This window comes from Streptomyces sp. CA-179760, from assembly GCF_050937045.1.
In the GTDB taxonomy this organism is placed as follows: Bacteria; Actinomycetota; Actinomycetes; order Streptomycetales; family Streptomycetaceae; genus Streptomyces.
In genome coordinates this window covers 8,882,924-8,901,428 of sequence record NZ_JBNJLZ010000001.1, presented here as the reverse complement: position 1 = coordinate 8,901,428, position 18,505 = coordinate 8,882,924, and the positions used below count along the sequence as shown (strand labels likewise).

The window sequence follows — 18,505 nt, the reverse complement described above, 5'->3', positions numbered from 1 at the left end:
AGGAGCCGCGATGCGTGTCGCCCTGTTCCTGACCTGCGTCAACGACACGCTGTATCCGGACACCGGGCGCGCCGTGGTGAAACTGCTGACCAGACTGGGCGTCGACGTCGACTTCCCGATGGCGCAGACCTGCTGCGGACAGGCGCACTACAACACCGGATACCGGCACGAGGCCGAGCCGCTCGCCCGGCATTTCTCCGATGTCTTCGGTGAGTACGAGGCGATCGTGACGCCGTCCGGGTCGTGCGGGTCGATGGTGCGCGAGTTGTATCCGCGGATGGGCGAGCGGGCCCGGGCCGAGGGGCGTGGGGACACCCTCGCGGCCACGCTGGCGCCGGTGGTGCCGAAGACGTACGAGCTCACGGAGTTTCTGGTGGACGTGCTGGGCGTGACGGACGTCGGGGCGTACTACCCGCACAAGGTCACGTACCACCCGACCTGTCACGGGCTGCGCGGACTCGGCCTCGGCGACCGGCCCCGGCGGCTGCTCCAGGCCGTGCGGGGGCTGGAGCTGGCCGAGCTGCCGGGGGCCGACGAGTGCTGTGGGTTCGGCGGCACCTTCGCGCTGAAGAACTCCGACGTCTCGGCGGCGATGGGCACCGACAAGGTACGCAACGCCGAGTCGACGGGCGCCGAGGTGCTGTGCGCGGCCGACAACTCCTGTCTGATGCACATCGGCGGGACGATGACCCGGCTGCGGACCGGCATGCGGCCGGTGCACATCGCGGAGATCCTGGCGAGCACGGAGGAGGAACCGGTCGTATGAGCGGGACGTATCTCGGCATGCCGGCGTTTCCGGAGGCAGCGCGGGAGGCCGTGGGCAACGAGACCCTGCGCGGCAATCTGCGGCATGCCACGCAGACCATCCGCGCCAAACGGGCGAAGGCCGTGACCGAAGTGTCCGACTGGGCCGAGCTGCGTGAGGCGGGCAAGCGGATCAAGGACCACACGCTGCGCCATCTCGACCGCTATCTGGAACAGTTGGAGGAGTCGGTCACGGCTGCGGGCGGCATCGTCCACTGGGCCGCCGACGCGGACGAGGCCAACGAGATCGTCACCCAGCTGGTGAAGATGACCGGCGAGTCGGAGGTCGTCAAGGTCAAGTCGATGGCCACGCAGGAGATCGGGCTCAACGAGGCGCTGGAGGCCGAGGGCATCCACGCCTACGAGACCGATCTCGCCGAACTGATCGTGCAGTTGGGCAAGGACCGGCCCTCGCACATCCTCGTCCCGGCCATCCACCGCAACCGGGGCGAGATCCGGGACATCTTCCGCTCCGAGATGAGCGAGTGGGGCCGCCCGGCCCCCGAGGGGCTGACCGACACGCCCGCCGAACTCGCCGAGGCGGCCCGGCTGCACCTGCGGGAGAAGTTCCTGCGCGCCAAGGTCGGCATCTCCGGCGCCAACTTCATGGTCGCCGAGACGGGCACCCTGGTGGTCGTGGAGTCGGAGGGCAACGGCCGGATGTGCCTGACCCTGCCCGAGACGCTGATCTCGGTCGTCGGCATCGAGAAGATCGTGCCCACCTGGCGGGACCTGGAGGTGTTCCTGCAGACCCTCCCCCGCTCCTCCACGGCCGAGCGCATGAACCCGTACACCTCGACCTGGACCGGCACCACCGGCCAGGACGGGCCCGGCACCTTCCACCTGGTGCTGCTGGACAACGGCCGCACCGACACCCTCGCCGACGAGGTCGGCCGGCAGGCGCTGCGCTGCATCCGCTGCTCGGCGTGCCTGAACGTCTGCCCGGTGTACGAGCGGGCCGGCGGCCACGCCTACGGCTCGGTGTACCCGGGCCCGATCGGCGCGATCCTCAGCCCCCAACTGCGGGGCACGGCCAGCGAGATCGACGCCTCGCTGCCGTACGCGTCCTCGCTGTGCGGGGCGTGCTACGAGGTATGCCCGGTCGCCATCGACATCCCCGAGGTGCTGGTGCATCTGCGGGAGCGGGTCGTGGAGGGCGGTGAGGTCACCCGGGAGGGGAACAGGGTGGTGCTGCGGCCTGCGAAGGGACATGCCGCCGAGCGGGCGGCGATGCGGGCGGCCCGCTGGGCGTTCACACACCCGGGCGCGCTGCGCACCGGCCAGCGCGCCGCCTCACGGACCCGTCGATTCCATCCCCGTACGCTGCCGGGGCCCGGCCGGGCCTGGAGCGGGACCCGGGATCTGCCGCCGGTGCCGGCCGAGCCGTTCCGGGACTGGTGGTTGCGGACGCGCGGCGGAAAGGACGGGGCCAAGTGAACAGCAGGGAGCGGATCCTGGGCCGGGTGCGGCGCGCGCTGGCGGACGTGCCCCGGGACGAGACGCCGTACGAGCAGGCGGTTCCGCGTGACTATGTGCGTGAGCACGGGAACCGGAGTGTCCAGGAGACCGTCGAGCTGCTGGCCGAGAATCTGGCGGACTACCGGGCCCTCGTGCACCGCACGGACGCCGAGGGACTGTCCGCGCTCATCGCGGGGCTGCTGGACAAGCGGGGTTCGGCTTCGGTGCTGGTGCCGCCCGGGCTGGACTCGGCGTGGCTGGAGCGGACCGGGGTGACGCGGGTGGCGGACCGGGCGGAGAGCGCTCCGGACGAACTCGACCGGGTGGACAGTGTCGTGACGGCCTGTGCGGTGGCGATCGCGGAGACCGGCACGATCGTGCTGGACGGCTCGCCCGACCAGGGGCGGCGCCGGATCACCCTCGTCCCGGACCACCACATCTGCGTCGTGCGGGTGCCCGGGCAGGTCGTGTCGTCGGTGCCGCAGGGCCTCGAACGGCTCGACCCGGCACGGCCGTTGACCTGGATCTCCGGGCCGTCGGCGACCAGTGACATCGAGCTGGACCGGGTCGAGGGTGTGCACGGTCCGCGCACGCTCGAGGTGGTCCTCGTCGGCGGGGAGTGACTCGGGGCAGGATCGAGTCGACTTAGCCGCCGTCGTCACGCAGAGCACCGCCCGCGGTCACGGAGGCCTGGTCGGAGTCGAGGTGGACGACCACGTTCGCGATCAACCTCCGGCTCGATCAGCCGACGAGTCGCCGGCGATGTACTGCACATCGGGTACCCCCGGAGGTGTCGCTGAGTACACCCCGCGATACGGGTTCTGCGGCCAGTGCCGTCACGTCGCCTCCTCCGTAGCGTCGAGGACGAGACACAGGGCGTGTCGGACGAAGGGGGACGACGATGGTGCGCACCAGGGGCCCACGACAGGACCAGGAACCGGGACCCGCCGTCGAGGCGCTGCGGCTGGTCAAGGTCACCAAGACGTACGGGAGCGCCGACAGCGCCGTGACCGCCCTGGACGGTGTGACGCTCGGTCTGGGGCGCGGCACGTTCACGGCGGTGATGGGGCCGTCCGGTTCCGGCAAGTCGACGCTGCTGCAGTGCGCGGCGGGACTCGACCGGCCCGACAGCGGGATCGTGCAGGTCGACGGCACGGAGCTGACGGGCGGCGGCGAGGCCGAACTGACGCGGTTCCGGCGCGGCCGGATCGGGTTCGTGTTCCAGCAGTACAACCTGCTGGAGACGCTGACCGTCGCGCAGAACACGGTGCTGCCGCTGAAGCTGGCCGGGCGGAAGGTGGACCGGCGGCGGGTCCGCGAGGTACTGACGGCGGTGGGATTGGGTGACCGGCTCGGACACCGGCCCGATCAGCTCTCGGGCGGTCAGCGCCAGCGGGTCGCGATCGCCCGGGCGCTCGTCACCGAACCGCGGGTGATCTTCGCGGACGAGCCGACGGGCGCGCTGGACACACGCAGCGCGCGGGACGTGCTGCGACTGCTCCGGGAGGCGGTGCGGGTGCACGGGCGGACGGTGGTGATGGTGACGCACGATCCGGTCGCCGCCGCGTACGCCGACACCGTGCTGTTCCTCGCGGACGGCCGGCTCGCGGGCCGGATGGACGCGCCGACGGCGGACGCCGTCGCGGAGCGGCTGGCGCACCTGGGCGACGACGTGCGGGCGGGGGTGTGAGCCGTGTTCGTTCTCGCGATGCGGTCGATACGGCAGCGGCCCGGGCGGTTCCTCGCGACCCTGCTGTCCGCGTTCCTCGGCTCGGTGATCGTCATGACGTTCAACTCGATGCACGACACCGCCGGGCAGCCGGGCGTGGACCCGGTGAGCAAGGAGACCCTGTCCACCGCGGCGGGCGTGGTCGGCGGCTACGGCACCCTGCTGGTGTTCTTCGCGATCGCCTCGACGCTGACGGTGAACGTGCGTCAGCGGGCCGCCGAGATGGAGCTGTTGCGCTGCTCGGGGGCGACTCCGGCGCAGATCAAGCGGATGGTCGTGGGTGAGGCGCTGGCCGTGGCCCTGCTGGGCGCGGCGCCGGCGATCGGCCCGGCGCTGCTCGGCGGCCGGGCGCTGCTGGGGGTGTTCCAGGACAGCGGTCAGGTCGCACGGTCCGTCGAGTACTCCTTCGGTCCGGTGGCGTCCGTGTCCGGTATCGGGATCACGCTGCTCGCGTCCGTGGGGGCCGCGTTCCTCGCCGTGCGGCGTGCGACGGGCGGGGGCCGGCGGCGGGGCCGGGCTCGGACGGTACTCGCCTACGCGGCTCTGGTGGCCGGTGCCGCGTCGGCGACCTCGACGTTCGTGTTCTCGGGGACGGACGCCGCGCTGATGGCGCCGCCGGCGTACGGGGCGATCCTGCTGTCCGTGGGGTGCGCGCTGCGGGCGCCGCGGCTGCTGGCGGTCGTGCTGGACCGGCTGCCGCTCGGTGGCGCGAGCGGCTGGCTGGCGGTGCGCAATCTGCGCGAGCGGGCCGGGCAGCTCGCCGGGATCCTGATGTCGCTGATCCTGTTCACGGCGGTCGCCACGGCGACGCTGACCATGCAGGCGGTGGAGAGCGACGCCGTCGAGGCTTCGGGCATGGTCAAGTCGGTCGAGGCGAAGAACCTCGAGACGCTCAACTTCACGGTCGTCGGGATCATCGTCGTCTTCGTGTGCGTCATGCTGGTCAACTCGCTTTACGCGGCGACCGGTTACCGGGTCCGGGAATTCGGGCAGCAGCGCCTCGCGGGGGCCACTCCGGGGCAGGTGCTCGCGCTGGTGGGGGTCGAAGGGCTCATCCTGATGGTCACGGGGGTGGTCTTCGGCACGCTGGCGGCGCTGGCGGGGGTCGTCCCCTTCACCGTGGTGCGCACCGACGAGGTGGTGCCGGGCGAGTTCTTCGGCATCGGGGCGGCGGTCGTCGCGGTCGCGGCGGTGGTGACGCTGGGCACGAGCCTGGCGACGGCGCGGCGGACGCTGCGCACTCCGGCGGTCGGGGCGGTCGCGGTGGCGTGACGAACAGTGCGGTTGCGAGGGGCGGTCGCCGCGGCGGCCGTCCCCTCAGCGCATGCCGGACGCGTCCAGCAGCGCGGTGACGGTCGCCGTGGTCAGGCCGTCCAGGGTCTCGATCCCGGCCCCTGCCCGGGCTCCGGCCCCGTCGAAGACCAGCATCAGCTGCCGGGCGAGCAGCTCCGCGTCCCGCGCCCCGCCCTCCTCGGCCCGCGCGCGGAAGAAGCCGAGCAGCCGCTCCTTCGCCCCTCGGGCGACCGCGCTCGCCGGGTGGTCGGGATCCTTCAGCTCGACCAACGCGGCCAGGTAGGGGCAGCCCTGGTAGGCGGGTTCGGCGGAGGCCTTCTCCAGTCGTTCGAAGACGTGCAGGATCCGCTCGCGCGGAGGGCCGGTCTCCTCGTGCGGGCCGGGCACCAGCCGCGCCTCGTACTCCGGGAGCCGCCGGGCCAGGCTCGCCGCGAGGACCTCGTCCTTGCTCGCGAAGAGCTGGTACATGGACCGCTTCGAGACCCCGGCGCTCCGGCACAGCGCCTCCACGCCGACGGAGACGCCCTCGCGGTAGAAGATCTCGGCCGCCGCGTCGAGCAGCCGGTCCCGGGTGGACGCCTTGTCTGTGGTGGCCATAGAGGTGAGGCTACCTCGCCCCGGGAAGCGGGGAAACCGATCGGTCTACCACCTTCCGGCACCCGGAACCCCCATGACATCCTGACTGAACAAGCGCTTGGATAGTGCTCTGACCATCGTCGCCGTCCTGGAGGCCCCGTTGTTCACATCCGTCGACGACGTCTCCGCGCGTCTGGCCGGGACCGGGTATCTCGCCTCCCCCGCCGTCGCCACGACCGTCTTCCTCGCCGACCGCCTCGGCAAGCCGCTGCTGGTCGAGGGCCCGGCCGGGGTCGGCAAGACCGAGCTGGCCAAGGCCGTCGCCCAGGTCGCGGACGCGCGGCTGGTGCGCCTGCAGTGCTACGAGGGGGTCGACGAGTCCCGGGCCCTGTACGAGTGGAACCACGCCAAGCAGCTCCTGCGTATCAGCGCGGGCCGCGACGAGTCGTGGGACGAGACGCGCACGGACATCTTCAGCGAGGAGTTCCTGCTCACCCGGCCGCTGCTGACCGCCATCCGGGGTGACGACCCGAAGGTGCTGCTGATCGACGAGACCGACAAGGCGGACGTCGAAGTGGAGGGCCTGCTCCTGGAGGTGCTCAGCGACTTCCAGGTGACCGTGCCCGAGCTGGGCACCATCACGGCGACGCGCCGCCCCTTCGTCGTCCTCACCTCCAACGCGAGCCGGGAGCTGTCCGAGGCGCTGCGCCGCCGCTGCCTCTTCCTCCACATCGGCTTCCCGGACGAGGAGTTGGAGCGCCGGATCGTACGGCTGAAGGTGCCGGGGCTCGACGAGGCGCTGGCCCGTTCGGTCGTCCGGGTGGTGGGCGCGCTGCGGGCGATGGACCTGCGCAAGGTGCCGTCGGTCGCCGAGACCATCGACTGGGCGCGCACGCTGCTCGCACTGGGCGCCGGCACCCTGGACGAGACGGTCGTGCGGGCCAGCCTCGGCGTGCTCCTCAAGCATCAGGAGGACGTCCTCAAGGCGAGCGCCAAGCTCGACCTGGACACCCTGTGACCACCCCGGCGGACGCGGGCGTCGCGGAGCGGCTGACGTCCCTGGTCGGGGCGCTGCGCGCGCACGGCATCCGGATCGGCACCGGCGAGACCGTCGACGCCGGGCAGGCGATCGAGGCGCTCGGCCTCACGGACCGGGAGTTGCTGCGCGAAGGGCTGGCGGCGACGCTGCTGCACGGCACCGGGCAACGGCAGGTGTTCGACCCGGTCTTCGACCTGTACTTCCCGCGCGGTGTGGGCGCCCCGGAGCAGAAGGCCGCAGGCAGGGAGAACCTGCGTGACCGGCTGGCGGCCGCACTCGCCGCCGGCGACCAGGCGCTGCTGGGCCGGCTGGCGGTCGAGGCGGTAGACGGTTTCGGGGGCTACGGCTCCTCGCCGGAGTCGGACGGCTGGTCGTCGTACCAGGCGCTCGAACGGCTGCGCCCGCAGACCCTGCTCGCCCGGGTCCGGGACAACGTGCGTGGGCAGGGCGGCAGTTCGGGGTTCGCCGACCGGCTGCTGGAGGACGAGATCCAGCGACGGATCGAGAGCTTCCGTGCGTTGGTGGCCACGGAGGCGCGGCGCCGGGTCGCCGAGCGGCGCGACCGGGACGAGCTCGCCCGGCGGGCAGTGGCCCCGTCCGCCGACCGGGTCGACTTCCTGTTCGCCGGGAAGGCCCGGCTGGCCGAGCTGCGCAGGACGGTTCAGCCGCTCGCCCGCAAGCTCGCGACCCGGCTCGCGGCCCGGCGCCGCCGCGCCTCCCGGGGCACGATCGACCTGCGGCGGACCCTGCGCGGTTCGCTGTCGACGGGCGGGGTGCCGATGAAGCCGGTGCTGCGCAGGCGCCGACCCGCCCGTCCCGAACTGGTGCTGCTGTGCGATGTGTCGGGCTCGGTGTCCGGCTTCTCCGACTTCACGATGCTGCTGGTCCAGGCCCTGCACGACCAGTTCAGCAAGGTGCGGGTGTTCGCCTTCGTCAACCGGGTCGACGAGGTGACCGCGCTCCTTCGGCACGGCACCGCGGACCCGGAAGGGCTCAGCGCCCGCATCGGTGCGGAGGCCACCCTCACCGGGTGGCACGACAGCAGCGACTACGGCACGGCGCTGGGCGAGTTCGCCGAGGTCTACGGCGATGCCGTCGGTCCACGCACGACCGTGTTCGTCCTCGGTGACGCCCGGACGAACCGGAGCGACCCGAATCCGCCCGCCGTACGGCGGATCGCCGAACGGGCGCGCCGTGTCTACTGGCTGAACCCCGAGCAGCGCTCCCTGTGGGGCACGGGGGATTCCGTCGCGCCGCTCTATGCCGAGCTGGTCGAGATGCACGAGTGCCGCAATGTCCGGCAGCTCAGCGCGCTGGTGGCGCGGCTGCTGCCGGTGTGACCGAGGGCGTGGTCAGGCGACGGCGAGCTGCGGGTAGAGGGCGGCGGGGTCGGCCGCCAGCCCGGCCTTGACCTGCCGGGAGATGTCGTCGGCCAGGACCTCGTAGGCACCCGAGGCGATCCCGTCGAGGGCCTGGGCCGCGACACTCTCGGCCGTGGACTTCGGGGCGTCGACGGCGGCGGTCAGATCGGTGTCGACGTACCCGACGTGCAGGCCGGTGACCTCGATGCCCCTCGGCTTCAGGTCGAGGCGCAGCGAGTTGGTCTGGGACCAGAAGGCGGCCTTGGATGCGCTGTAGGAGCCGGCGAGGCCGATCCACGACAGCACGGAGTGGAGGTTGAGGATGTGGCCGCCGCCGTTGCGCTCGATGACGGGGACGAGGGCCCGGGTCACCAGGAGCGGCCCGTAGAAGTTGGTTTCGAACTCCCGGCGGACGTCCTCGACGGGTGAGTCGAGGAAGTTCGCGTTCACGGACGCGCCCGCGTTGTTGATCAGCAGGGTGACGTCCTGCGCCTGCTCGGCCGCAGCCGCGACGGAGGCGGGGTCGGTGACCTCCAGCGCGAGCGGCACGGCGTCGGGATGCGTGACCGAGCGGGGGTCGCGGGCGGTGGCGTACACCTTCCTCGCACCTCGCTCGTACAGGGCCTCGACCAGGGCCCGGCCGATCCCGCGGCTGCCGCCGGTGACCAGCGCGACGGAACCTTCGATGGCGGTCATAGGGGTCTCCCTCATGTTCTCCACACGGGAAACCGATCGGTTTCCCACGGAGGGAAGCGTAAACCGATCGGTTTCCGGAGGGCAAGAGGGTGCTACTTCTTCGCGAACTCCCTCGCCGACTGCCCCTGGAAGTCGTAGACCACGACCTGCTCGTCGCCCACCACCCAGGCATCGTGGCCGGGCGTGCAGACGTAGACGTCGCCGGGGCCTACTTCGCTCTCACCGCCGTCGTCCATACGAATGCGCATGCGGCCCTGGAGCATGTAGGCGTTGTGGTGCATCTGACAGCTGTCGGTGCCCGCGATCGGGCCGACGGACTCGGACCAGCGCCAGCCGGGTTCGAAGGTCGCCACGGCGAAGTCGAGCTCCGCCATATGGACGGCTTCGAGGTGGCCACGGGGAAAATCACGCCGCTCGTCCGGCTTGTCGAGCGTCTTCACTTCCAACATGACGTGCTCCCTTCCGGCCGCGGCACACCGCGGCCGGGGGCCGGTCCCCCCGGCGGCCCTGGACACCGCACGTCGGCGGCCGGCCTCCTCCCTCCATCGTCCGCCCGCCCCTCCGGGGCTGCCAACCAGGACGGCGACACGGTCGCCGGCGCAGCGGTCACAGGATCCCGGTCCGGTACCCCGCTTCAATGATTGGCAATGGTTTTCACATGACTTCGGCCGGAACGCGCTTTTGACATTCATTCCCATCTAGCGTGGCGCTGTCGAGCAACCCCTGTGCACATCCGTCCTGGAGGAGCCATGTCCCTGTCCACGCCCCGCCGCCTGGCGCTGCTGACCAGCGCGTCGCTGGCCCTTCTCGCGGGCTGCGGCAGCTCGTCGGACTCCGCCGGCGGCAAGAGCACACCGGCCCGCGTCTCGGTGGTCGCCTCCACGGACGTCTACGGCGACATCGCGCGGCGCGTCGGCGGCGACAGAGCCGACGTCACCTCGATCATCAGCGACCCCGACCAGGACCCGCACTCGTACGAGGCCGACCCCCAGAACCAGCTCGCCCTCTCCAAGGCCCGGGTCGTCGTGGAGAACGGCGGCGGCTACGACGACTTCGTCGACCGCATGCTGAGGGGCGGCCACAACGACTCCGCCCAGGTGATCAACGCGGTGAAGGTGTCCGGCAAGACCGCGCCCAAGGGCGGCGAGCTGAACGAGCACGTCTGGTACGACTTCCCCACCGTCGCCAAGGTCGCCGATCGCATAGCCGCGGCCCTCACCGAGGCGGACCCGTCCGACGCGGCCGTCTTCGAGAAGCACGCCGCCGCCTTCAAGGCCGGGCTCGCGCCACTGGAGGCGAAGGAAGCCCGGATCAAGAAGGAGCACGGCGGGGCGGGCGTGGCCATCACCGAGCCCGTGCCGCTTTACATGACCGAGGCGAGCGGCCTGGTCGACAGGACGCCCGCGGAGTTCAGCGAGGCGATCGAGGAGGGCGACGACGTCTCCCCCAGGGTTCTCCGCGAGAACCTGGCACTCTTCAGCGGCAGGAAGGTCCAGGTCCTCGTCTACAACGAACAGACCTCCGGCCCGCAGACCGAGAAGACCGAGGCGGCGGCCAAGGCGGCCGGCATCCCCGTCGTGCCCGTGACCGAGACCCTGCCGACGGGCAAGGGCTACCTCGGCTGGATGACCGCCAACGTCGACGCGCTCGCGGGCGCGCTGGCCAAGTGACCCCGATACCCCGGCAGGACGGCGTTCCTGTCATCAGTCTGCGCGGCGCGGCCCTGTCGTACGGTGCCCGCGAGGTGTGGAGCGGCCTCGATCTCGACGTCCGGGCCGGGGAGTTCCTGGCCGTGCTGGGGCCGAACGGCGCGGGCAAGACCAGTTTCGTACGGGCGCTGCTGGGCCGCCGGCCGCTGTCCGCCGGGACGCTGAGCGTCCTCGGCCGCCCGGCGCGCGACGCCTCCCGGGAGATCGGCTACGTCCCGCAGCAGGCCGCGCTCTCCGCGCAGGCCATGCTGCGCGCCCGGGACCTCGTGCGGTTCGGCATCGACGGGCACCGCTTCGGGCCACGGCTGCGCAACGGCGGGGTCCGTCGCCGGGTGGAGGAGATCCTCGAGGCGGTCGGGGCGGCGGCCTACGCCGATGTCCCGCTCGGGATGCTGTCCGGCGGCGAACGGCAGCGCGTCCGCATCGGGCAGGCCCTGGCCACCGACCCGCGGCTCCTGCTGTGCGACGAGCCGCTGCTGTCGCTCGATCTGAACCACCAGCGGGCCGTCACCGAACTGATCGACTCCCGGCGCCACGCCCACGGCACGGCAGTGGTGTTCGTGACACACGAGATCAACCCCGTGCTGGGGATGGTCGACCGAGTGCTGTACCTGGCCCCCGGCGGCCACCGCGTCGGGACCCCGGACGAGGTGCTGACCTCCGACTCGCTGTCCCGGCTCTACGGCACGCAGGTCGACGTCGTACGGGTGCGCGGCCGGGTGGTGGTCGCGGGCGCGCCCGACGAACCCGCCGCACCGGCGCACCATCCCGAGCAGCCGCACGAGACGGACGGAGTGCCCGCATGACGCTCGCCGCCGGGATCTGGCACCAGATCTTCGACTTCACCGACTACGGCGAACTCCTCGCTCTGGTCCGCAACTCCCTCGTCGCGGGCGTGGCGCTGGGGCTCGTGGGCGGGCTGGCCGGGGTGTTCGTGCTGATGCGGGACTTGCCGTTCGCGGTGCACGGCATCAGCGAACTGTCCTTCGCGGGTGCCTCGGCTGCGCTGCTGCTGGGCGCGAACATCGTGGCGGGCTCGATCGCCGGCTCGCTCCTCGCGGCCGGCGCCATCGGGGTGCTGGGGACGCGGGCCCGGGACCGCAACTCCGTGATCGGCATCATCATGCCGTTCGGGCTGGGCCTGGGCGTGCTCTTCCTGGCCCTCTACAAGGGCCGGGCGGCCAACAAGTTCGGACTGCTCACCGGGCAGATCGTCGCCGTGGACACGCCGCAGATGTCGTGGCTGCTCGGCACGTCCGTGCTGGTGCTGGCCGCCCTGGCGGTCATGTGGCGACCGCTCGCCTTCGCCAGCACCGACCCGGATGTGGCGCAGGCGCGCGGGGTGCCGGTGCGGGCGCTGTCCTTCGCCTTCATGCTGGTGCTCGGGCTCGCTGTCGCCCTGTCGGTACAGGTCGTCGGCGCGCTGCTGGTGCTCAGCCTGGTCGTCACCCCGGCCGCTGCCGCCGCCCGCGTCACCGCGTCGCCGGTGCTGCTGCCCGTGCTGAGCGTGCTGTTCGCCGTGGCCTCGATCGAGGGCGGCATCCTGCTCGCGCTGGGCAGCAGCATCCCCATCAGCCCCTACGTCACGACGATCTCGTTCGGCATCTACGCGGTGTGCCGGGTGGCCGGCGGATACCGGACCCGGCGGTGGGGAGCGCGGAGGGCGGTGGTGCGGGCGGCGTGAGGGTCCGGACATGCAGCGCTCCGCCGTCGGCGAGACGCTGGTGTTGTCGGCACGGTCACGCAGCTGGAGGAGACGGTCATGAACAGCGCCACCCTGGAAGACATGCGGACCACGCTGCGAGGACCGGTCATAGGCCCGAAGGACGCGGAGTACGACCAGGCCCGCAAGATCTACAACGCGATGATCGACAAACACCCCGCCGCCATCGTGCGGTGCGCGGACGCCGCTGATGTCATGGCCGCGGTCTCCTATGTCCGCGATCACGGTCTGGAGCTCGCCGTGCGCGGCGGCGGGCACAGCGGCCCGGGCCTGTGTCTGGTGGACGACGGCGTCACCATCGACCTGTCGCCGATGCGCGGGGTGCGTGTCGACCCGGCGGCGAGGACCGCACAGGCCGGCGGTGGCGCTCAGCTCGGCGACCTGGACCACGCCACGCACGCCTTCGGCCTGGCCACCCCGACCGGCATCATCTCCATGACGGGGGTCGGGGGCCTGACCCTCGGCGGCGGACACGGCTATCTCACCCGCAAGTACGGCCTGACCGCGGACAACCTGATCGCCGCCGACGTCGTACTGGCCGACGGCAGCTACGTCACCGCCGGCGCGGACGAGCACCCCGACCTTTTCTGGGCCCTGCGCGGAGGCGGCGGCAACTTCGGCATCGTGACCTCCCTCACCTACCGGCTGCACCCGGTGGACACGGTCGGCGTCGGGGTGACCGTCTGGCCGGTCGATCACCTCCGCGAGGCGCTGGCGTGGTACCGCGAATTCCTGCCGCAGGCGCCCGAGGACGTGTACGGCTTCTTCAACGTCTTCGTCGTCCCGCCCGGCCCGCCCTTCCCCGAGGAGCTCCACCACCAGAAGGTGTGCGGCATCGTGTGGTGCCACACCGGCGACCCGGACCGGCTCGACGAGACACTCTCCGTGGTGCACGAGGCCGGACCGCCGGTTTTCCACTTCACGGCTCCGATGCCGTACGTCGCGCTGCAGAGCATGTTCGATGAGCTGATCCCGACCGGCTACCAGTGGTACTGGCGCGGCGACTTCTTCGACCACATCCCGGACGCCGCCCTGGACGTGCATCTCAAGTACGGCGAGAACAACCCCACCCAGCTCTCGCTGATGCACCTCTATCCGGTCGACGGCGCGGCCCACCGGGTGGGCCCGGACGACACGGCGTGGAGCTACCGGGACGCGGTCTGGTCGGGCGTCTTCGCCGGTGTGGACCCCGATCCGGTCAACGCGGGAGCCATCAGGCAGTGGTGCGTCGACTACCAGGAGGAGCTGCACCCGTACTCCATGGGCGGCTCGTACGTGAACTTCATGGGTGCGGGCGAGGGCCAGGAGCGGGTCCGGGCGACGTACCGCGGCCACTACGACAGGCTCGCCCGGGTCAAGCGGGCCTACGACCCGGACAACTTGTTCCACGCCAACCAGAACATCGCGCCCGCGCGAGGGTGACGACCACGGTTTTCCGCTCCGGGAGGCGGCCATGGGACAGATGATCGACGCCGGCGGCGTGGACCTCTGGGTCGAGCGACGGGGCCGGGGACCCGACGTCCTGCTCATCTCGGGGCTCGGGGATCCCGTCGAGGCGTGGCAGCCACAGCTCGACGGGCTCGCGGACCGCCACCGGCTCACCGCCTTCGACAACCGGGGCGCCGGGCGTACGCCGCTGCCCGAGGGGCCGCTCACCATGCCGCGGATGGCCGACGACGCCGCCGCGCTGCTGCGCACGCTCCAGATACCGGCCGCCCACGTGACCGGCTTCTCGGGAGGCAGCTTCATCGCCCAGGAGCTGGCACTGAGGCATCCCGGCCTCGTCCGCAGCCTGGTGCTGATGAGCACGACGGCCCGCCCGGACTCCTACTTCCGCGCCATGACGCGCTTCTGGGAGTGGATGGTGGAGCGGGCTCCGACCGAGCGGGCCATGCTCGAGGCTTTCTACCTGTGGATCTACACACCGCGTGCCCACGCCGACGGTCTGGTCGACCGCCTCATCGACGAGACGCTGGCCTTCGAACACCCGCAGTCCACCGAGGCCTTCCAGCGCCAGCTCGCGGCGTTCAGCCGCCATGACACGTCCGACCGCCTCGGCGGCATCACCGCGCCGACCCTCGTGCTCGCCGGCGAACTCGACCTCGCCACTCCGCCCCGCCTCGGCCGTGAGGTCGCGGAGAACATCCCGGACGCCGAGTTCGAGGTGCTGCCCGGAGAGGCCCATCAGCCGTTCCAGGAGGTGCCGGAGGTGTTCAACGCACGGGTCGAGGCGTTCTGGCGCAAGGTGGAGGCAGAGGACTGACTTATCGTCACTCCTCGAGCCGGCGCAGCCGTTCCGTGTCGCAGACGCGGGGGCAGGTGCCGCAGGCCTCGTCGGGCCGGATGGCGTAGTAGAGGCAGCAGCCGGCGCGGGTGCGGGTCGTGTGACGGCGGCCGTCGGCGCCGGGCAGCAGGCGGAAGTCCGCTCCCGAGGGGTAGGGGCTGACGGGTTCGGGAAGCAGCGCGGTCGCCGCGCGTACGGCGTCCTCCTCGCGGCCGAGGGCCCGGCCGAGGTACCAGATCCCGGAGACGAGGTCGTCGGCGACCATGCCCCACAGGGCGCGCGGTCCGCGGCGCACGGCAGGGCCGAGGGCGGTGAGCAGCGGCCGCATGTGGTCGGCGACCGCGGCCCGCAGTTCGGCCCGCAGAGCCTCCTCGCCCGCGACGGTCACCGCGCCGGGCAGCGCGGCGACGGGGTCGCCGGGCAGGCAGGCGACGCGGGGTTCGGGCGTGACGGTGTACGCCCCGGCCGCGAGATCCAGGCGCACCGACCCGTGCCGGATGCGCGGCACGCGGCGCTCCAGGTACCAGACGCCGCTCATCAGGAGGGCGATGGACCAGGCGTAGTCGTGCAGGGCGCGCGAGGCGGTGACGTGGGGGCGGGGGGTGTGGGCGAAGCGGGTGTGGATGCGCGTCGCCTCGGCGTCCAGGAAGGCGTCGACGGCTGACTGATCCGACGTCAGTTCGGCGGCGGTCATCGCCCGTTGACCGTAGGCCGTCCGGGGGTCCGCGACCTCGACGCTCAGCGCCTCGCAGACGCCCGTCAGCCGCCGATAGGCGGTGCCGAGGACGGAGGCGAGGGTCGGCGGTGACTCCAGGACAGTGCGCATCGATCACTCCTACGGGCAGTTGCGACCCGCGATCGGATAGGTAAGGCTAACCTAAGGTACAAGATCGTCGGACGTGCTCCCGACCCACCGATGGAAGACCGCCATGCGCCTGTACCTGCTCGCCCTCAATCCGACCGACTCCGTCACCGAGGGCTTCCTGCCCGCCGCCTCCCGGCTGGGCCTGGACGTCACCGTCCTCACCGACCAGCCGGACGCCCACCGCAGAACCTGCCCGGACGTCGAGGTCCTGGAGTGTGACGTGCGGGACTTCCGGGCCGTCGTGTCGTGGATCTCGGCCCACGACAGGCCTGGTGCCGTCTTCACCAACAGCGACCACCTCCAGACCCAGGCGGCCCTGGCCGCTGACTACTTCGGCCTGCCCGGCAAGGACTGGCGGGCCACCCTGCGCTGCAAGGACAAGGCGGAGACGCGCCGCCGGCTGGCCGCCGCCGGAGCGGACACCGTCTGGTCGGCCGAACTCACCGCACCGGCCCCGCTCGACGCGCCCTACCCGTGTGTCGTCAAGCCACGTGAGGGCGTGGCCAGCGAGGACGTCGTGCTCGTGGACGGCCCCGAGGAGCTGGCGATCCGCGCCAAGGAGATCCTGGAGCGCCGGCCGGGCACCACCCTGGTCGTCGAGGAGTACCTCCCCGGCGAGCTGTGCACGCTGGAGACCCTGGGCGACGGGCGGGTCCGGCACGTCCTGGGCGGCTTCCGCACCGAGCTGTCGCCGCTCCCGTACTTCGTCGAGGAGCGCCTCACGTTCGTCCCGGCCCACCCCGAGCCGGTCGTCGCGCAGGTGCTCGCCCAACTGGACGCGCTCGGCGTCGGGTTCGGCGCGTGTCACACAGAGTTCGTGGTGCACGAGGGGCGGGCACGGATCGTCGAGGTCAACTACCGGGCCATCGGCGACCAGTGCGACCTGCTGCTGGAACAGCTCCTCGGCATTCCGCTGTTCGAGCACATCCTCCGCACCCACCTGGGCGAACCGCTCCCGGCCGGTCTGGAGGCACGCCGCGACCGCGCCGCCCTCCTGCGGTATCCGTGCGCCGACCGGGCCGGGACCCTGACCGGCGCCCCGGCCGCCACCGAGCTCACCGTCGACGGAGTGTGTCTGACGTACCGTCCGCTGCGCGCGGTGGGCGAGCGGCACGAGCTGTACCGCACCAACCGCGACTACCTCGGTGTCCTGCGGGCCACCGGCACCGACCAGGACACCGTGGACCGCGTGGCCGCCGGCTTCCTGGCCACCCTCCGCTGGGAGATCCGGGCGTGACCGTACTGCCACCCGCGCCGGACACCTGCGCGGCCGAGCTGCTCACCCGGGTGCTGAGCGCTCTGCTGCGCGAGGACGTCGTCGGACTGCGCACCCGGAGCACCCTCGTCCACCGGCCGGACGGACCCTGGCTGCGGCTTCCCGCCGGTCGTGACGCCCTGCTGCTGCCGGTCGCCGAGGACGGCTTCCAGTGCCGGTTCGCCGCCCGTCTGCCGCTGCTCCTGCGCGCGTCTGACGGCGCCGAGCTGACGGCGTACGAAGAGGTGCTGGACGCGCTGCGCGTGCTCGCCGAGCCCGAGGACCGGGCCGGTTTCGACGCCTTCGCCGAGGAGTGCCGTCAGACACTGGCCACGTTACGGCTGCACGCGGATACCCGCGATGCCGTCGCCGGGCGGCTGACCGAGCGCCACGGGGCCGAGCCGGCGCGCTGGACCGGCCTGGGCGGCGGTCCGGCGTTCGACACGCTCGCCGCCCGGCAGGACCATCCGGTGTACCCGACGGCGCGCGGCCGGGCGGGATTGGAGGAGGATCAACTACGGTCGTACGCACCCGAGTTCCATCCTCGGTTCCCGCTGCGCTGGCTCGCCGTGCCCCGGGACGCGGTGCTGCTGACCGGCACGCTCCCCGAGCTGTGGCCCACGCCCGCGCGGCTCGGTCTGCCCGAGCTGCAGCGCACGCACCTCGCCCTGCCGGTGCACCCGCTGACCGTGGGGCCTCCGCTCGACGCCGCCTTACGTGCCACCGGCCTGCGCGGGCGGGCGGTACTGTCCGAACGGACCTTCCTCGACGTCGTACCGACCCTGTCCATGCGGACGGTGGCGACCCTGGCGGATCCGGCGCTGCACCTCAAACTGCCCCTCGCCACCTCCTCGTTGGGGCTGCGCAACAAGCGGTCCGTCAAGCCCGGCACACTCGTCGACGGGGCGGTAGGGCAACGGCTCATCCGAGAGGTGGTCGCTCGCGAGCCGCGGTTCCGGGACACGATCCTGCACGCCGACGAGACGACGTACGCCCACGCGGGGCACGAACTCCTGGCCGTGCTGTGCCGCCGCCACCCGGCCGGTCTCGGCGACTCGGTCGTCGTCCCGATGGCGGCGCTCCTCGCCGAGGCGCCGGACGGACGGCTGGTCGTCGACCATCTCGCCGACCGCTTCCACGACGGCGACCCACTCGCCCTGCTCGACGCCTGCCTGACGCTGCTGTTCGACTGGCAGACCACGCTGTTCGGGTACGGCGTCGCGCTGGAGTCGCACCAGCAGAACATCTCCCTGGTTCTCCGGCCGGGCAGCCTCCGGTTGCTGTTCAAGGACAACGACGGCCCACGCGTCAACGCGGGGCGGCTGCACGCCCGGCTCCCCGGCGGACGGGAATTCGACGACCCTCGGATCCTCGGCACGGAGGACGGGCCGGTGGCCGACCTCTTCGCCACCATCACCGTCCATCTGTGCGCGGGCGCCTACGCGTTCGGGCTGGCCCGGCACGGCCACGCCCCGCTGCCCGTGCTGCTGCGGCTGGTGCGCGACCGGCTGACCGAGGCCGTGGAACGGCTCGGCGGCGAGGCGGGGAACGTGCTGCGCGCCCGGGTCCTCGACGCCCCGGAGCTGCCGGTGAAGGCGATGGTCACGGCCGGGACGCTGCTCAGCAAGGGGCGCTCGGGCGCCGCCGACATCAACAAGCACTACACCACCGGACCCAACTACCTGCTGCCGTCCGGGAGTACGTCATGAGAGC

The 18,505-nt window shown here is 72.0% G+C and carries 18 protein-coding genes; 14 read left to right on the top strand and 4 right to left on the bottom strand.

The genetic code is table 11. The annotated features are described in order from the left end of the window. Positions 1–10: 10 nt before the first annotated feature. The 5 genes from ACQEV8_RS40265 (at position 11) to ACQEV8_RS40245 (ending at position 5,263) form a co-directional block, all read left to right on the top strand. Positions 11–766, top strand: coding sequence for a (Fe-S)-binding protein (locus tag ACQEV8_RS40265; RefSeq protein ID WP_432971205.1), 756 nt, complete (start codon positions 11–13; stop codon positions 764–766). Beyond that, the gene (locus ACQEV8_RS40260) at positions 763–2,241 is read left to right on the top strand and encodes a LutB/LldF family L-lactate oxidation iron-sulfur protein (RefSeq protein WP_432971202.1); all 1,479 of its coding nucleotides are present in this window, start codon (positions 763–765) and stop codon (positions 2,239–2,241) included. The genes ACQEV8_RS40265 and ACQEV8_RS40260 overlap by 4 nt, the downstream gene beginning before the upstream one ends. Then, entirely contained in the window at positions 2,238–2,885 is a 648-nt protein-coding gene (locus ACQEV8_RS40255) for a LutC/YkgG family protein (RefSeq protein ID WP_432971199.1), read from the top strand. The genes ACQEV8_RS40260 and ACQEV8_RS40255 overlap by 4 nt, the downstream gene beginning before the upstream one ends. A 278-nt stretch (positions 2,886–3,163) precedes the next feature. Further along, complete coding sequence (locus ACQEV8_RS40250) at positions 3,164–3,952, top strand: ABC transporter ATP-binding protein (protein ID WP_432971196.1); 789 nt, start codon at positions 3,164–3,166, stop codon at positions 3,950–3,952. Positions 3,953–3,955: 3 nt separating this feature from the next. Further along, on the top strand, positions 3,956–5,263 hold the full coding sequence (locus ACQEV8_RS40245) for an FtsX-like permease family protein (protein ID WP_432971193.1): 1,308 nt from the start codon (positions 3,956–3,958) through the stop codon (positions 5,261–5,263). A 45-nt stretch (positions 5,264–5,308) separates the two neighbouring features. Here ACQEV8_RS40245 and ACQEV8_RS40240 read toward each other — a convergent pair whose 3' ends face one another. Beyond that, complete coding sequence (locus ACQEV8_RS40240; RefSeq protein ID WP_432971190.1) at positions 5,309–5,881, bottom strand: TetR/AcrR family transcriptional regulator; 573 nt, start codon at positions 5,879–5,881, stop codon at positions 5,309–5,311. A 139-nt stretch (positions 5,882–6,020) separates the two neighbouring features. Between ACQEV8_RS40240 and ACQEV8_RS40235 the strand changes: the two genes are divergently transcribed. Further along, complete coding sequence (locus ACQEV8_RS40235; RefSeq protein ID WP_432973347.1) at positions 6,021–6,878, top strand: AAA family ATPase; 858 nt, start codon at positions 6,021–6,023, stop codon at positions 6,876–6,878. Continuing rightward, on the top strand, positions 6,875–8,239 hold the full coding sequence (locus ACQEV8_RS40230; RefSeq protein WP_432971187.1) for a vWA domain-containing protein: 1,365 nt from the start codon (positions 6,875–6,877) through the stop codon (positions 8,237–8,239). Before ACQEV8_RS40235 ends, ACQEV8_RS40230 begins: the two co-directional genes overlap by 4 nt. 12 nt (positions 8,240–8,251) lie before the next feature. Here ACQEV8_RS40230 and ACQEV8_RS40225 read toward each other — a convergent pair whose 3' ends face one another. Together ACQEV8_RS40225 and ACQEV8_RS40220 are read right to left on the bottom strand one after the other, a co-directional pair. Beyond that, the gene (locus ACQEV8_RS40225) at positions 8,252–8,956 is read right to left on the bottom strand and encodes an SDR family oxidoreductase (protein ID WP_432971184.1); all 705 of its coding nucleotides are present in this window, start codon (positions 8,954–8,956) and stop codon (positions 8,252–8,254) included. 92 nt (positions 8,957–9,048) lie between these two features. After that, positions 9,049–9,405 carry a cupin domain-containing protein gene (locus ACQEV8_RS40220; protein ID WP_432971181.1) on the bottom strand — a complete coding sequence of 119 codons (357 nt, stop codon included), beginning with the start codon at positions 9,403–9,405 and terminating at the stop codon, positions 9,049–9,051. A 300-nt stretch (positions 9,406–9,705) separates the two neighbouring features. On the opposite strand from ACQEV8_RS40220, the gene ACQEV8_RS40215 reads away from it, so the two are divergent. The 5 genes from ACQEV8_RS40215 (at position 9,706) to ACQEV8_RS40195 (ending at position 14,651) form a co-directional block, all read left to right on the top strand. Next, positions 9,706–10,626: a metal ABC transporter solute-binding protein, Zn/Mn family gene (locus ACQEV8_RS40215; RefSeq protein WP_432971178.1), complete on the top strand. Its 921-nt coding sequence runs from the start codon at positions 9,706–9,708 to the stop codon at positions 10,624–10,626. Beyond that, positions 10,623–11,471, top strand: coding sequence for a metal ABC transporter ATP-binding protein (locus ACQEV8_RS40210; protein ID WP_432971175.1), 849 nt, complete (start codon positions 10,623–10,625; stop codon positions 11,469–11,471). The genes ACQEV8_RS40215 and ACQEV8_RS40210 overlap by 4 nt, the downstream gene beginning before the upstream one ends. After that, complete coding sequence (locus ACQEV8_RS40205; RefSeq protein WP_432971172.1) at positions 11,468–12,349, top strand: metal ABC transporter permease; 882 nt, start codon at positions 11,468–11,470, stop codon at positions 12,347–12,349. The genes ACQEV8_RS40210 and ACQEV8_RS40205 overlap by 4 nt, the downstream gene beginning before the upstream one ends. A gap of 78 nt (positions 12,350–12,427) precedes the next feature. Beyond that, positions 12,428–13,810, top strand: coding sequence for an FAD-binding oxidoreductase (locus ACQEV8_RS40200; protein WP_432971169.1), 1,383 nt, complete (start codon positions 12,428–12,430; stop codon positions 13,808–13,810). A gap of 31 nt (positions 13,811–13,841) precedes the next feature. After that, positions 13,842–14,651: an alpha/beta fold hydrolase gene (locus ACQEV8_RS40195; RefSeq protein ID WP_432971166.1), complete on the top strand. Its 810-nt coding sequence runs from the start codon at positions 13,842–13,844 to the stop codon at positions 14,649–14,651. A gap of 7 nt (positions 14,652–14,658) precedes the next feature. On the opposite strand, the gene ACQEV8_RS40190 is transcribed toward ACQEV8_RS40195, so the two are convergent. Beyond that, a complete protein-coding gene (locus tag ACQEV8_RS40190) occupies positions 14,659–15,498 on the bottom strand; it encodes a (2Fe-2S)-binding protein (RefSeq protein WP_432971163.1) in 840 nt (279 codons plus the stop codon). Positions 15,499–15,601: 103 nt separating this feature from the next. On the opposite strand from ACQEV8_RS40190, the gene ACQEV8_RS40185 reads away from it, so the two are divergent. Both ACQEV8_RS40185 and ACQEV8_RS40180 read left to right on the top strand, forming a co-directional pair. Beyond that, positions 15,602–16,774, top strand: a complete 1,173-nt coding sequence (locus tag ACQEV8_RS40185; RefSeq protein ID WP_432971160.1) for an ATP-grasp domain-containing protein — start codon at positions 15,602–15,604, stop codon at positions 16,772–16,774. Further along, positions 16,771–18,501: an IucA/IucC family protein gene (locus ACQEV8_RS40180; protein ID WP_432971157.1), complete on the top strand. Its 1,731-nt coding sequence runs from the start codon at positions 16,771–16,773 to the stop codon at positions 18,499–18,501. The genes ACQEV8_RS40185 and ACQEV8_RS40180 overlap by 4 nt, the downstream gene beginning before the upstream one ends. Positions 18,502–18,505: the final 4 nt, after the last annotated feature.

Bases quoted from the DNA above. Each gene is read 5' to 3' on its own strand.
- ACQEV8_RS40265 (WP_432971205.1), top strand. From the start codon at position 11: ATGCGTGTCGCCCTGTTCCTGACCTGCGTCAACGACACGCTGTATCCG.
- ACQEV8_RS40215 (WP_432971178.1), top strand. From the start codon at position 9,706: ATGTCCCTGTCCACGCCCCGCCGCCTGGCGCTGCTGACCAGCGCGTCG.
- ACQEV8_RS40185 (WP_432971160.1), top strand. From the start codon at position 15,602: ATGCGCCTGTACCTGCTCGCCCTCAATCCGACCGACTCCGTCACCGAG.
- ACQEV8_RS40225 (WP_432971184.1), bottom strand. From the start codon at position 8,956: ATGACCGCCATCGAAGGTTCCGTCGCGCTGGTCACCGGCGGCAGCCGC.
- ACQEV8_RS40250 (WP_432971196.1), top strand. From the start codon at position 3,164: ATGGTGCGCACCAGGGGCCCACGACAGGACCAGGAACCGGGACCCGCC.
- ACQEV8_RS40205 (WP_432971172.1), top strand. From the start codon at position 11,468: ATGACGCTCGCCGCCGGGATCTGGCACCAGATCTTCGACTTCACCGAC.
- ACQEV8_RS40195 (WP_432971166.1), top strand. From the start codon at position 13,842: ATGGGACAGATGATCGACGCCGGCGGCGTGGACCTCTGGGTCGAGCGA.
- ACQEV8_RS40220 (WP_432971181.1), bottom strand. From the start codon at position 9,405: ATGTTGGAAGTGAAGACGCTCGACAAGCCGGACGAGCGGCGTGATTTT.
- ACQEV8_RS40200 (WP_432971169.1), top strand. From the start codon at position 12,428: ATGAACAGCGCCACCCTGGAAGACATGCGGACCACGCTGCGAGGACCG.
- ACQEV8_RS40260 (WP_432971202.1), top strand. From the start codon at position 763: ATGAGCGGGACGTATCTCGGCATGCCGGCGTTTCCGGAGGCAGCGCGG.
- ACQEV8_RS40190 (WP_432971163.1), bottom strand. From the start codon at position 15,498: ATGCGCACTGTCCTGGAGTCACCGCCGACCCTCGCCTCCGTCCTCGGC.
- ACQEV8_RS40240 (WP_432971190.1), bottom strand. From the start codon at position 5,881: ATGGCCACCACAGACAAGGCGTCCACCCGGGACCGGCTGCTCGACGCG.